The following is a 12463-nucleotide window of genomic DNA, read 5'->3' on the forward strand; positions in this document are numbered from 1 at the left end:
GTGCGGCCCGTGGCGCCGTCTGATCTCAACGCCAACGAGCCGCCGGTGGTGCTCTCCGCCCGCGGGCTGCGGCGCGATTTTGCCGGCTTCGTCGCCGTCAGGAATGTCGATCTCGATGTCCGCCATCGCAACATCCATGCGCTGATCGGGCCTAACGGCGCCGGCAAGACGACTGTCTTCAACCTGCTCACCAAGTTCCTGGCGCCGACCAGCGGCAGGATCGAACTGCTCGGCCACGACATCACCCGCACGCCACCGGCAAAGGTGGCGCGCATGGGGCTGGTGCGATCGTTCCAGATATCGGCGATCTTTCCGCACCTCAGCGTGCTCGACAATGTGCGCGTCGCATTGCAGCGGCCGGGCGGGCTCGGCGTCCAGTTCTGGCGCTCCCTGGCGGCGCTCGATCGGTTGACGCCGCGAGCCGTCGAACTGTTGCACGCCGTTGGTCTCGACGACGCCAGGAACAGGCTGGCCGGCGATCTGTCCTATGGAAGGAAGCGCGCGCTGGAGATCGCCACGACCCTGGCTCTCGACCCGAAGGTGCTGCTGTTGGACGAGCCGATGGCCGGCATGGGGCATGAGGACGTCGCCATGGTTTCCGACCTCATCCGTTCGGTGGCGAGCGAGCGCGCGGTGCTGATGGTCGAGCACAACCTGACTGTTGTCGCCGATCTCTGCGACTGGATAACCGTCATGCAGCGCGGCGAGGTGCTGGCGGCCGGCGACTACGCGACGGTCAGCCGCGACGAGCGGGTGAAGGTCGCTTACATGGGCACCGCAGATGACTAGTGCCGCTCCCCTGCTTGCGGTCCGCGGCCTCAACGCCTGGTATGGCGAGGGCCATGCGCTGCACGGCGTCGATCTGGAGGTGTTTGCCGGCGAGACGGTCACGCTGCTCGGCCGCAACGGCGTCGGCAAGACGACGACGCTGCGCGCCATCATGGGGCTGATCCGCACGCGGACCGGCGAGGTCGTTTTCGACGGCGCGGATCTGATGCGCCTGCCGCTGCACCGCACCGCGCATCAAGGCATCGGCTTCGTGCCGGAGGAGCGCGGCATTTTCGCGACGCTGACGGTCGACGAGAATCTGGTGCTGCCGCCGGTCGTCGCCGAGGGCGGCATGAGCGTCGCGGAAATATTCGACCTCTTCCCCAATCTGAAGGAGCGCCGCAACAGTCCCGGCACGAGGCTGTCGGGCGGCGAACAGCAGATGCTGGCGATCGCCCGCATGCTGCGAACCGGCGTCAAGATGCTGCTTCTCGACGAGCCGACCGAGGGCCTGGCTCCCGTCATCGTGCAGCGCATCGGCGAGTTGCTGGTGACGTTGAAGAAGCGCGGCATGACGATCCTGCTGGTCGAGCAGAATTTCCGCTTCGCCAGCCGTGTCGCCGATCGCTTCTACCTGATGGAGCACGGCAAGGTCGTCGCCGGGTTCCCGGTCGGCGAACTGACGAACCGCATGGGGCAGCTCCACGACGTTCTGGGTGTATGAGGACGCCATGACGATGATCTTCGGAATCCCCGTCCAGGCACTGCTTGGCCAATTGCTGGTGGGGCTGATCAACGGCTCCTTCTACGCCATGCTGAGCCTGGGGCTGGCCGTCATTTTCGGCTTGCTGCGCGTCATCAATTTCGCCCACGGCGCCCAGTATATGCTCGGCGCCTTCGTCGGCTACCTGCTGCTCACCTATCTCGGCATCGGCTACTGGCCCGCGCTGATCCTCGCGCCGCTGATCGTCGGCCTCTTCGGCATCGCGGTCGAGCGCCTGGCGCTGTCGCGGCTTTACGACACCGATCCGCTCTACGGCCTGCTTTTCACCTTCGGTCTCGCGCTCGTGCTCGAAGGCATATTCCGCTATTACTACGGCGTGTCGGGAAACCCTTACGCCGTGCCGCCGCTGCTTGCGGGCGGCACCAATCTCGGCTTCATGTTCCTGCCCAACTATCGCGGCTGGGTCGTGGTCGCCTCGCTGATCGTCTGCTTCGGAACCTGGGCGCTGATCGAGAAGACCAGGCTCGGCTCCTATCTGCGGGCGGCAACCGAGAATCCCCGTCTCGTCCAGGCCTTCGGCGTCAACGTGCCGTTGCTGCTGACGCTGACCTACGGTCTCGGTTCCGCCCTTGCCGGGCTTGCCGGCATTCTGGCCGCCCCCGTCTATCAGGTGAGCCCGCTGATGGGATCGGATCTCATCATCGTCGTCTTCGCGGTCGTCGTGATCGGCGGCATGGGGTCGATTCTTGGCGCGATCGTCACCGGCTACATGCTCGGCCTCGCCGAGGGCCTGACCAAGGTCTTCTATCCCGAGGCCTCCAACCTCGTGGTCTTCGTCATCATGGCGATCGTGCTTCTGGTCCGGCCGGCCGGTCTGTTCGGGAGGGATGCCTGACATGTCGGAAGGGACATCTGACATGGCCGGGCCGTCGCCTCGCGAGACAGCAGCCGGAACCCCGGCATGGCCCGAATGGACGCTGGTCGGGCTCGCCATAGCGGCGCTGCTGGTTGCGCCCTTCCTGGTTTATCCGATCTTCCTGATGAAGATGCTGTGTTTCGCGCTGCTGGCCTGCGCGTTCAATCTCCTGCTCGGCTACACCGGCCTGCTGTCGTTCGGCCACGCCACCTTCTTTGGCGGAGCCGCCTATTTCACCGCGCATGCCGTCAAGGTGTGGGGCTGGCCGCCGGAAGCCGGCATCCTGCTCGGCATGGCGGGCGGCGCGCTGCTCGGCCTGGTCATGGGCTTCTTCGCCATTCGCCGGCAAGGCATCTATTTCGCCATGATCACCCTGGCGCTGTCGCAGATGTTCTTCTTCTTCTGCGTGCAGGCGCCTTTCACCGAGGGCGAGGACGGCATTCAGGGCGTGCCGCGCGGCATGCTGTTCGGCGTCCTCGACCTGAACGTCTCGCTGAACATGTACTACTTCGTGCTCGCGGTATTCCTCATCGGCGTTTTCGCCATCTGGCGCATCGTCAATTCACCCTTCGGCATGATCCTGCGCTCGATCCGGGAAAACGAGAGCCGCGCCATTTCGCTGGGCTATTCCGTCGCCAACTACAAGCTCGGCGCCTTCGTCATGTCGGCGGCGCTGGCCGGGCTGGCAGGCTCCCTCAAGGCGATCGTCTTCCAGTTCGCCACGCTCACCGACGTCACCTGGCAGATGTCGGGCGAGGTGATCCTGATGACGCTTCTGGGCGGCATCGGCACCATGGTCGGGCCGATCGTCGGCGCCAGCCTCGTCGTCGGGCTGGAGAACACGCTTGCCACCTCCGGTTTCCCGGTGACCATCGCCACCGGGATGATCTTCATGGTGTGCGTGCTGGTCTTCCGGCGCGGCATTGTCGGGGAGGTTTATGCACGGCTTCTCAAGCGACAGGGCAAGCACTGATCAGTTCCAGATCGACCGGGCGCGATTGATCGGGCCGCGCCAGGGCGCCGGCCAACGATAACCCGTTTGAGTGGCTACGGGCTTTGCTGCACACGCTTTTCGAGTTCGGCGGTGCGCGCGCTCAGATCGTCCAGTTCAAACCCTTGAGATGTGAAGAAGGCGGCTTCTCCGTTGTCGGGATCGGCGGCAAGACGGTGCGTTTCCCGCAGATGATGTTTCAGCCAAGCGCGCTGCTCGCGCTGCAACCGGGCACGTTGAGGGCCATGCTCACGACGCATCAAGGTGTTGTAAGCGGCGTTCAACCTGGCATCGTACTTGTCGATCTCGACTTTCCCGCAATCCAGCATTTTCCCCGTGTAGCCGCCGGACTGGCTGACGCATGCTTTCATTTCATCATCGCTCTGTGCCATTGCGGCATGAGCCCTTGTCATGGCCAAAATTCCGAGGAAGCAGGCATGTCGGAGCATGGAGGCGGTTCCTTGAAACCAAAGGCTGGATGCAGGTCAGGGTCTCTCTGTTTCGGCACGTCCTCTGGATCGGCAACAAGGGCGCCCACGATATGTTGGGCAGGCCGCGAACGCGTCAAGGTTTGGCCCGCCGTGCCCCCTTCACCCGTAACACCCGCGCTCCACCGCCAGCCGCTTCACCAGCGCCGACACCGCGTCGATCGCCGGTGTCGGCCGATCCGTCAGCCGGCCAAGCTCCTGCACCGCGCTCACCAGCGCGTCGATTTCCATCGGTCGGCCGCGTTCCAGATCCTGCAGCATCGAGGTCTTGTGCTCGCCGACATCGCCGGCGCCCTTGATGCGGCGGTCGACCCCGATCGGAAAGCGCACGCCGAGGCTTTCGCCGATCGCCTGGGCTTCCAGCATCATGGTGCGGGCTAGCGCGCGGGTGCCTTCGTCGGCGACGATTCCCGCCAGCGTGGAGCCGGTCAGCGCCGAGATCGGGTTGAAGGAGAGATTGCCCCACAGCTTCACCCAGATTTCGCTGCGTATGTCGTCGCGCACCGGCGCCTGCAGGCCGGCCTTGACCATTTCCTCCGCCAGTCGCGTCACCCGTTCGCTGCGTTCGCCCGAGGGTTCGCCGAGCGAGAAGCGCTTGCCCTCGACATGCCGGATGAGGCCGGGCGCGTCGACCTCGACGGCGGGATAGACGACCGAGCCGATGACGCGCTGCGGCCCGATCCGCTGCCAGATCGCCCCTGCGGGATCGACCGCGTTCAGCCTTGTGCCTTCGAGCGGCCCGCCCAGTTGATGGAAATACCACCACGGCACGCCGTTCTGCATGGTGACGACGGATGTATGGTCCCCGAGCAGCGGCGCGATCTGGTCCAGCGCCGGGGTCAGCGAATGGGCTTTCAGCGCCAACACGACAGTGTCCTGCACGCCGAGCTCCTCGGCCCTGGCGGCGGCTCTTACCGGCGCCACCAACTCCTCGCCGTCCTCGAACAGGCGCAGTCCGTTCGCCCGGATCGCTTCCAGATGCGCGCCGCGCGCGACGATCGACAGGTCGGTGCGGCCGGCGATCGCCAGCTTGGCGGCGAGATAGCCGCCGATCGCACCGGCGCCGAAAATGGTGATCTTCATCGTCAAAGCCCGAGTTTGGCGGCGAGCCCGATGCGCTGCAGCTTGCCGGTCGCGCCCTTGGGGATCTCGTCCAGGATCAGGACCTTGCGCGGCACCTTGAAGTCGGCGAGCCGCGTCGCGGCATGGCTGCGGATGTCGCTCTCCGTGGCGCTCATGCCTTCGCGCAGCACCACGGCCGCCGCCACCTCCTCGCCAAGCTTGTCATGCGGCATGGCGAAGGTGACGACCTGCGCGACCGCGGGATGGTCCATCAGCACGTCGTCGACCTCGAGCGGCGAGATCTTCTCGCCGCCGCGGTTGATGATCTCCTTCAGCCGGCCAGTGACGCGGAGATAGAAGTCCTCGTCGAGCACGCCCTGGTCGCCGGTGTGGAACCAGCCATGCGCGAAGGCCGTGGCATTGGCATCCGGGTTCTTTTCATAGCCTGCGGTGACATTGGGTCCGCGAATGACGATCTCGCCGGTCTCGCCGGCTTCCATCAGCCGCCCGTCCGGCGCCATCACCGCGACCTCCGGTCCGGCGCCGGCGCCGACGCTGCCTGGCTTGCGCAGGCCCGGCGGCAGCCGGTTCGACGCCATCTGGTGGGCGGCCTCGGTCATCCCGTAGGATTCGATCACCGGGCAGCCGAAGGTCGCTTCCAGTTCCGCCATCACTTGCGCCGGCAGCGACGCCGAGGACGAGCGGATGAAGCGCAGGCGTGCCGCGGCTAGCACCTCTTCATTGCGCGCGGCCCGCGGCAGGATCGCCTGGTGCATGGTTGGCACCGCCGTGTACCAGCTTGGCTTGGCATCGCCCAGCCACTGGAAGAAGCGCAGCGCGTTGAAGCCCGGCGTGCAGTAGATGCTGCCGCCCGCTGCCAGCGACGACAGCACCGCCGCGATCAGGCCGTGGATGTGGAACAGCGGCATGATGTTGAGGCAGCGGTCATCGGCGCTCAGGCCGAGCGTGGCGCCGATATGACGCGCCGAGGCGGCGATGTTGGCATGGCTGAGCGGCACCAGTTTTGGACGCGATGTCGTGCCCGACGTGTGCAGCAGCAGCGCGATGTCGTCATCTCCGGCCACGTCGGCCGCCGCCTGCGGGCCGATCGCCGCGCCCTCGATGGTGAAGGAGCCGGCAGGCACGCCCGGCGAAACGATAAGCCGCAGCACGCCGATGCCGAGACGTCCGGCCACCGCCACCGCCGGACCGCTCTCGTTCTCCGCGACGAGGATCGCCTTGGCGCCGATGTCGGTGAGGTAAAAATCGAGCTCGTCGGCGCGATAGGCGGGATTGAGCGGCGCCGTCGACGCGGCGGCCGCCACCGCGACGAAGGCGGTGGCCATCTCCGGTCCGTTCGGCAGCACGATCGCCACCCGGTCGCCCCGGCCGATGCCGAGCGCATGCAGCCGCCCAGCCGTGGTTGCGATCAGGCGGCGCAGCCCGCCATGGCTGAGCGTCGCCCTGTCGGGCGCCAGGATCGCCGGCGCGTCGTCGGCGCCGGCGGCGAGACGATGGGAGAGGTCTTTTGAATTCGTGCTCATGGTCACCGACTATGTGTCAAACGACTGCTTCTAGAAAGCCCTGGGGACAAGCGCCGCTTCCTTCTACTGTTCACGGGGCGTTGAGGAGTGGTCCGCGCAGGACGAAAAGCCAACTGCTTGGCTCCTCGAACGACGAACGCCCGGAGGGTGGATGAGGGGCATCGCCAACGTCCACGAACCGGCTCCCCGATCGCCCCTCAATATCCCAGCGCCATCCCATCCTTGCGCGGATCGGAAGCGCCGGTGAGCGTGCCTTTCTCCCAGTCGATCAGCACCGCCTGCCCGCCGCCAAGCGGATGCTGCGGTTCGACGACGCGATGGCCGCGCTTGCGCAAGCCTTCGATCGCCTCGGTGGGAACGTTGCGCTCAGCCTCCACGGTATCATCATTGTAGAACACACGCGGCGCATCCAGCGCTTGCTGCGGATCCATGCCGAAGTCGATCATATTGGTCAAAAGATGGACATGGCCGAAAGGCTGGTAGCCGCCGCCCATGACGCCGAACGGCATCACCACGCGGCCGTCTTTCGTCGCCATGCCAGGCATGATCGTGTGCATCGGCCGCTTGCCGGGCGCGATCGCGTTCGGGTGCGCCGGGTCGAGGCGGAAGCTCGAGCCACGGTTCTGCAGCACGACACCGGTCTTCGGGCCGACGACGCCGCTGCCGAAGGAATAGTAGGTCGAGTTGATGAAGGAGACCGCGTTTCGGTCACGGTCGACGATCGAGATATAGACCGTGTCGCTGCCGGGCAGCTCCAGGCGCGGCAGGTGCGTCATTGCGCGGTCGCGGTGGATTTCGGCGCGCAGCCGGTCGGCATAGGCGCCGGACAGAAGTTGCCGCACCGGCACATCAACCTGGTCCTGGTCGCCGACGAAGCGGTCGCGGTCCTGATAGGCCAGGCGTCCGGCTTCGATCTCCAGATGCAGGCGCTCGGCGCCGTTGGGGTCGAGCCCGGCGAGCCTGAAGCCCGACAGCACGTTCAGCATGAGCAGCGCCGTCAACCCCTGATTGTTCGGCGGCATCTGGTGGATCTCATGGCCGCCATAGGTGGTCCCGACCGGCGTCACATAGTCGCCCTTGGTCGCCGCGAAATCCTCGTGGCTATGCAGCCCGCCCAGTTCATTGAGCCGGCGCACCATGTCGTCGGCAACGGCGCCCTCGTAGAAGCCGGCGCGGCCATGCTTGGCAATGATCCGCAAGGTGGCGGCGAGTTCGGGCTGGCGGTGGACATCGCCGGCCTTCGGCGCCTGGCCGCCCGGCAGGAAGATGCGCGCGGCATGCTCGTCGGCCGACAGGTCGGTCTCCGGATCGGCCCAGTCGAAGGCGACGCGGTCATGCACGACATAGCCGTTCTCGGCATGGTGGATGGCGGGCGCCAGAACTTCGGCCAGGCTCTTGCGGCCATGGTCTTCCAACAGACGGCTCCAGGCATCGACGGCGCCCGGCACGGTCACCGCGTGCGGTCCCTGTTTCGGAAGCTCGTTGAAACCCCTGTCGAGGTACCAGTCGACGGTGGCGCCAGCGGGCGCGCGGCCCGAACCGTTGAAGGCCAGCACGTCGCCTTGTCCCTTCGGGCAGTAGAGGACAAAGCAATCGCCGCCGATGCCGGTCGATTGCGGCTCCACGACGCCCTGCACGGCGGCGGCGCAGACGGCTGCGTCCATGGCATTGCCGCCGGCGCGCAGCATGTCGATCGCGGCAAGGGTCGCAAGCGGGTGCGAGGTCGCGGCAACCGCTTGCGTGGCACGAACCGGCGAGCGGCCGGGAAACTGGAAATCACGCATTCTGTCTTTGTATCCCTTGGTCTGATGGATGCGACGTTGCCGCCATGGCGTAACACGACACGGCAACGGATCGCTTCGGCTTCTCGACACTGCTCATTTTGCCAATTCTCCTCGTTACGCCAGACGCGTATCAGGCTCGGGCTCGATAAGGCGTTAGCCAGGTTTCCAGCGCGTTCAGTGCCGAGATGATCGTGAAATTGATGGTGAGATAGATCGTGCCCGCGGCCACGAAAACCTCTACGGCGCGATAGGTCTGCGAAATAAGCCCCTGGGCGATGCCCGTCACTTCCATCAGGGTGACGATCGATGCAAGCGACGTACCCTTTACCATGAGGATGATCTCGTTGCCGTAGCTCGGTATGGCTTGGCGCAGCGCCAAAGGCAGAACGACGAGACGCAGGGTCTGGAGCCGTGTCATGCCGAAGGCAGAGGCGGCCTCGACAAGGCCGCGCGGCACACCCTGTATCGCACCCCGCAGGATTTCGCTGCCATAGGCCGCGGTATTGAGACTGAGCGCAATGATGGCGCACCAATAGGGCTCGCGAAACAGCCACCAGAGCCCAACTGCCTGAAGTGTGGGGCGGAACTGGCCGAGGCCGTAATAGATGAGGAATATCTGGACGAGCAATGGCGTGCCGCGGAAGACGGCAACGAAGGAGCGTATGGGCCAGACCAGCATCCGATGATTTCCCTGCTGCGCCAGCGCGAGCAACAGGGCCAAGGCGAAGCCTATTCCGATCGACAACCCCGCAAGTTGCAAGGTTAACGGCAAGCCGGAGAGAAGGGTGGGAATGATCTCGACAAAGAAGGCGAAGTCGATCATGCGTGGACCGTGCCTCGCCACGCCCGTGCCTCGCCGTAGCGGAAGACCGATCCGGTCACGGTAGCGATGAGGAAATACAGCGTCGCGGCTGCTATATAGAAGACGAAGGGCTCCCGCATCGATCCCGCGCCGATCTGAGATTGCCGCATCAATTCCACCAAGCCGATCACGGAGATCAAGGCCGAATCCTTGAGCACAAGCTGCCAGACATTTCCGAGGCCCGGCAGGGCGTGCCGCATCAGTTGAGGCACGATGACGAGACGCAGCGATTGGAACCGGGACAGGCCGAGCGCCTTGCTAGCCTCAAGCTGGCCGAGATCGACCGCGAGATATGCTCCGCGATAGACCTCGGCTTGATAGGCGCCCGAAATGATGCCGATCGCCAGGACGCCAGTCGCAAATGTCGGCAGCCCGACGAAGCCTGCGCTGCCGAAGAATTTACCGATCTCAGTCAATGCTATGCTGCCGCCATAGTAAAGCAGGTAGATCGTCAACAGATCGGGCACGCCCCTGAACACCGTGCCATACCCCTTGGCGACCCATGACGGTAAGGCTCTCGTGGAGAGCCGGCCTCCTGCTGCAACCGCGCCGAAGAGAGCGCCGAGCAGGAAGCCGAGGACTGACAGCGCAAATGTCACGCCAGCTGCCAGCAGCAGGGCTCCGCCCCAGCCGCCCTTACCCACGGAAAGGATATGGAGTGCGTCCGTCATGTGAAACCTGATCGTTCAGCGCGGCACCCGGCCGATCGGTTGATACCAATCGGCCGGACAGAATACACACGTGGCTACTTGACCGGCGTCACGTCCGTTTTCACCCATTTTTCCGAGATACGTTTAATGGTCCCGTCGGTAATGGCGGCGCTGATCGCGTCGTTCAGCATTTCCTTGAGCTTGGCGTCTTCCTTCCTGAGTCCCGCACCCGTTCCGGCGCCGAACAAGCCGCCGACAAAGCCCGGACCTGCAATCGTGAAGCCCGAGAATTCGGGTTTTGCGAGCGTCGCGGCGAGCGCTGTCTTCTGAGCGAATATTGCATCGATGCGGCCCGCGGCCAGATCGAGATCGTGCTGCTCGGTCGTCTTGTATTCGCGAATCTCCACCGTGTCGCCGAAGTATTTCTTGAGGAATTCGAGCATGGCCGTGGCCGCCTGGACACCGACCACCTTGCCCTTCAGCAGGGGCTTCAACTTGTCGACCGCGGCCTTGGAAGCAGCCTCATCGTCCAGTTTGAATTTCTCGGTCGAAGCGCCGAGCTTCCCCAGATCGCTATCCTTGGCGGCTGCGAACCCGCCCGGGTCGATCGCATAAGGCTGGGTGAAGTCAATGGTCTCGAGGCGTTTCGGCGTGATGAACATGCTGGCCATGATCACATCGAACTTGCCGACCTTCAGCGAAGGAATAAGTCCGTCCCAGTCCTGAGCGATGATGGTGCATTTGACCTTCATCCGCTCGCAAAGATTGTTGGCGAGTTCGATCTCCAGTCCGTCGAGCTTGCCCTCTGCGTTGGTGAAGTTCCACGGTGCGTAGGCGCCCTCCGTGGCGATGGTTATGGCCTTGGGCGCATCCTCGGCCAATGCGGTGTGCATGAAGCCGAGCATGCTGAGTGCTGCGGCAACTGCGGCCAAACGACAAACTTTCATGTGGTTCCCCTTTTTTGATAGGTGATCGATCTGTTCCTACGTCCGGCCGCATTGCCGGTTCGAGGCCATTCTTGTCCGGCCGGCGTTGGTCACCGACTCGGACTCACGAACTCGGCCAGCATCGGTGCTGTGCTGAGAATATGATCCTGCATCACCTTTTCCGCGTGAAGTTCGTCGCCTGAACGCAAGGCCGCGATCACGGCGGCATGCTCCTCGCGCGCAGAATGCGGCTTGTCACAGTCGTCGAACCAGATGCGCATGTAGGGCTCTATCACCACATGCAGCGCCGATATCTGATGGATAAGCTTGGGCCTCCGGCTTAGCGCACAGATACGGCCATGGAATTCCTGGTGGCGGACCACCCAGTCGCTGCTGCCGCTCTGGCCCGCGCGTTCCATGCGCTCGAGCAGGCGATCGAGTTCCTCGAACTCCTCCTCATCGATCCGGGGCATCGCCAGCCTTACGGCCAGTCCCTCCAGAACCGAGCGAATTTCGAAAATCTCGTAAAGCTCATCGACCGTCAGGCCTGCGACCACGCATCCACGATTGGGCCTCAGAACCACCAGCCCGTCGGAGGCCAGGCGCCGAAAGGCTTCCCGCACCGGCATGCGACTCATGCCGATCTCGGCGGCAATCTCCTCCGGAATAAGCCTGTCGCCCGGTTTGTAGCGGCCGAGGCGAAGGGCTCTCTGAACGTGCCTGTACGCCTCTTCCTCCGCAGTGGAGGACATCTGTGGTTCTGCCGGAAAGGCTGCTGGCACGGCGCACCTAAAAAATATTTTTGTATCCACGTATTATCAAATCCAAATTTTATTTCATCGTCAATACCCCCGGTGACGACGTTCAGAAACCGATACCGGTGCAGTGCACCACCGGCACGATCTATTTCCGGCCGGGCGAGTCTTTGGGATGGTGCCGCCCTGGGCGTGGCAAATCAGACCGGCTACGACTCCAAATGGGACGACAACAGGCTAAAGCGCGAAATTGGAAACCAATCTGGGGCCAAGCAAACCAAAAACACGCTGCGCGACTCGGTCTACACTTCGCTGAAGGCGATGATCGTACCGGTCAGATTCCACCCGGCTCGCGCGTCACCGAGAACGACATCGCCGCAAAGCTCAATGTCAGCCGCACGCCGGTGCGCGAGGCCTTCAACCGCCTCGAGCGCGACGGCCTCGTCACAGGCCGCCCGCGCCAGGGCTATGTCGTCACCGAGTTCGACATCAACATGTTCCGTGAGGCCTTCGCCATCCGCGAACTGCTGGACGGCCATGCGACCGAACTGGCCGCGGCCGCCGCGACCGACAAGGACAAAGCGCGGCTGCGCGCCATGCTGGCCGAATGCGAGCGGTTGGCCGCCATTCCCGACCGCACCACAAAGGAAAAATTCCAGGAGTTGGAGGTCGGCATCGGCCTGCACCGCGTCATCGCCGAGATCAGCGGCAATGCCATGCTGCACGGCATGCTGTGCGGCATCCTCGACAAGTGCCAGCACTATGTCTGGACCGAACTCTTGTGGCTCGACGAATGGAAGATCGCCCGCGACGAGCATGCCGAGATCGTCGAAGCGATCTGCGCCGGCGATGCCGCCCGGGCCGGCGCCCTGGCCCGTGCCCATGTGCGCGGCTCACGCGAAAACGTGCTGCGCCTGCTGCAGGCGAAGTCGGACTACCAGAGTTTTCTCGCCAAGGCGTCCTGAGGAGACCAAAGCGCGAGGCATGAATCCG

At 64.3% G+C, this 12463-nt stretch carries 13 protein-coding genes; 5 read left to right on the forward strand and 8 right to left on the reverse strand.

Features of this window, described 5'->3' with window-relative positions:
• The first annotated feature begins 9 nt into the window (after positions 1 to 9).
• From CK226_RS16595 to CK226_RS16610, 4 genes are read left to right on the forward strand one after another with little or no spacing between them, the layout of a single operon-like run.
• Positions 10 to 789, forward strand: a complete 780-nt coding sequence (locus CK226_RS16595; protein WP_095792461.1) for an ABC transporter ATP-binding protein — start codon at positions 10 to 12, stop codon at positions 787 to 789.
• The gene (locus CK226_RS16600) at positions 782 to 1492 is read left to right on the forward strand and encodes an ABC transporter ATP-binding protein (RefSeq protein WP_064985307.1); all 711 of its coding nucleotides are present in this window, start codon (positions 782 to 784) and stop codon (positions 1490 to 1492) included. The genes CK226_RS16595 and CK226_RS16600 overlap by 8 nt, the downstream gene beginning before the upstream one ends.
• Before the next feature lie 7 nt (positions 1493 to 1499).
• On the forward strand, positions 1500 to 2387 hold the full coding sequence (locus tag CK226_RS16605) for a branched-chain amino acid ABC transporter permease (protein ID WP_095773444.1): 888 nt from the start codon (positions 1500 to 1502) through the stop codon (positions 2385 to 2387).
• Between the two features lie 22 nt (positions 2388 to 2409).
• Complete coding sequence (locus tag CK226_RS16610) at positions 2410 to 3381, forward strand: branched-chain amino acid ABC transporter permease (RefSeq protein ID WP_095792462.1); 972 nt, start codon at positions 2410 to 2412, stop codon at positions 3379 to 3381.
• 74 nt (positions 3382 to 3455) lie between these two features.
• Here the strand turns inward: CK226_RS16610 and CK226_RS16615 are convergent, their stop codons facing one another.
• The 8 genes from CK226_RS16615 to CK226_RS16650 all read right to left on the reverse strand — a co-directional run bounded on the left by CK226_RS16615 (position 3456) and on the right by CK226_RS16650 (position 11467).
• A complete protein-coding gene (locus tag CK226_RS16615; RefSeq protein ID WP_095792463.1) occupies positions 3456 to 3848 on the reverse strand; it encodes a lysozyme inhibitor LprI family protein in 393 nt (130 codons plus the stop codon).
• 141 nt (positions 3849 to 3989) lie between these two features.
• On the reverse strand, positions 3990 to 4970 hold the full coding sequence (locus tag CK226_RS16620; protein WP_095792464.1) for a 2-dehydropantoate 2-reductase: 981 nt from the start codon (positions 4968 to 4970) through the stop codon (positions 3990 to 3992).
• Positions 4971 to 4972: 2 nt separating this feature from the next.
• Positions 4973 to 6493, reverse strand: coding sequence for an acyl--CoA ligase (locus CK226_RS16625; protein ID WP_095792465.1), 1521 nt, complete (start codon positions 6491 to 6493; stop codon positions 4973 to 4975).
• Between the two features lie 197 nt (positions 6494 to 6690).
• A complete protein-coding gene (gene ggt, locus CK226_RS16630; protein WP_095792466.1) occupies positions 6691 to 8277 on the reverse strand; it encodes a gamma-glutamyltransferase in 1587 nt (528 codons plus the stop codon).
• A 130-nt stretch (positions 8278 to 8407) separates the two neighbouring features.
• Positions 8408 to 9100, reverse strand: coding sequence for an ABC transporter permease (locus CK226_RS16635; protein ID WP_095792467.1), 693 nt, complete (start codon positions 9098 to 9100; stop codon positions 8408 to 8410).
• Positions 9097 to 9810: an ABC transporter permease subunit gene (locus CK226_RS16640; RefSeq protein WP_095773295.1), complete on the reverse strand. Its 714-nt coding sequence runs from the start codon at positions 9808 to 9810 to the stop codon at positions 9097 to 9099. Before CK226_RS16640 ends, CK226_RS16635 begins: the two co-directional genes overlap by 4 nt.
• A 74-nt stretch (positions 9811 to 9884) precedes the next feature.
• A complete protein-coding gene (locus CK226_RS16645) occupies positions 9885 to 10736 on the reverse strand; it encodes a transporter substrate-binding domain-containing protein (protein WP_095792468.1) in 852 nt (283 codons plus the stop codon).
• An 89-nt stretch (positions 10737 to 10825) separates the two neighbouring features.
• Entirely contained in the window at positions 10826 to 11467 is a 642-nt protein-coding gene (locus CK226_RS16650; RefSeq protein WP_095773293.1) for a GntR family transcriptional regulator, read from the reverse strand.
• 224 nt (positions 11468 to 11691) lie between these two features.
• On the opposite strand from CK226_RS16650, the gene CK226_RS16655 reads away from it, so the two are divergent.
• A complete protein-coding gene (locus tag CK226_RS16655) occupies positions 11692 to 12435 on the forward strand; it encodes a GntR family transcriptional regulator (protein ID WP_245437764.1) in 744 nt (247 codons plus the stop codon).
• Positions 12436 to 12463: the final 28 nt, after the last annotated feature.

Origin of the sequence: Mesorhizobium sp. WSM4311, assembly GCF_002295115.1 — a bacterium.
Taxonomy (GTDB): Bacteria; Pseudomonadota; Alphaproteobacteria; order Rhizobiales; family Rhizobiaceae; genus Mesorhizobium.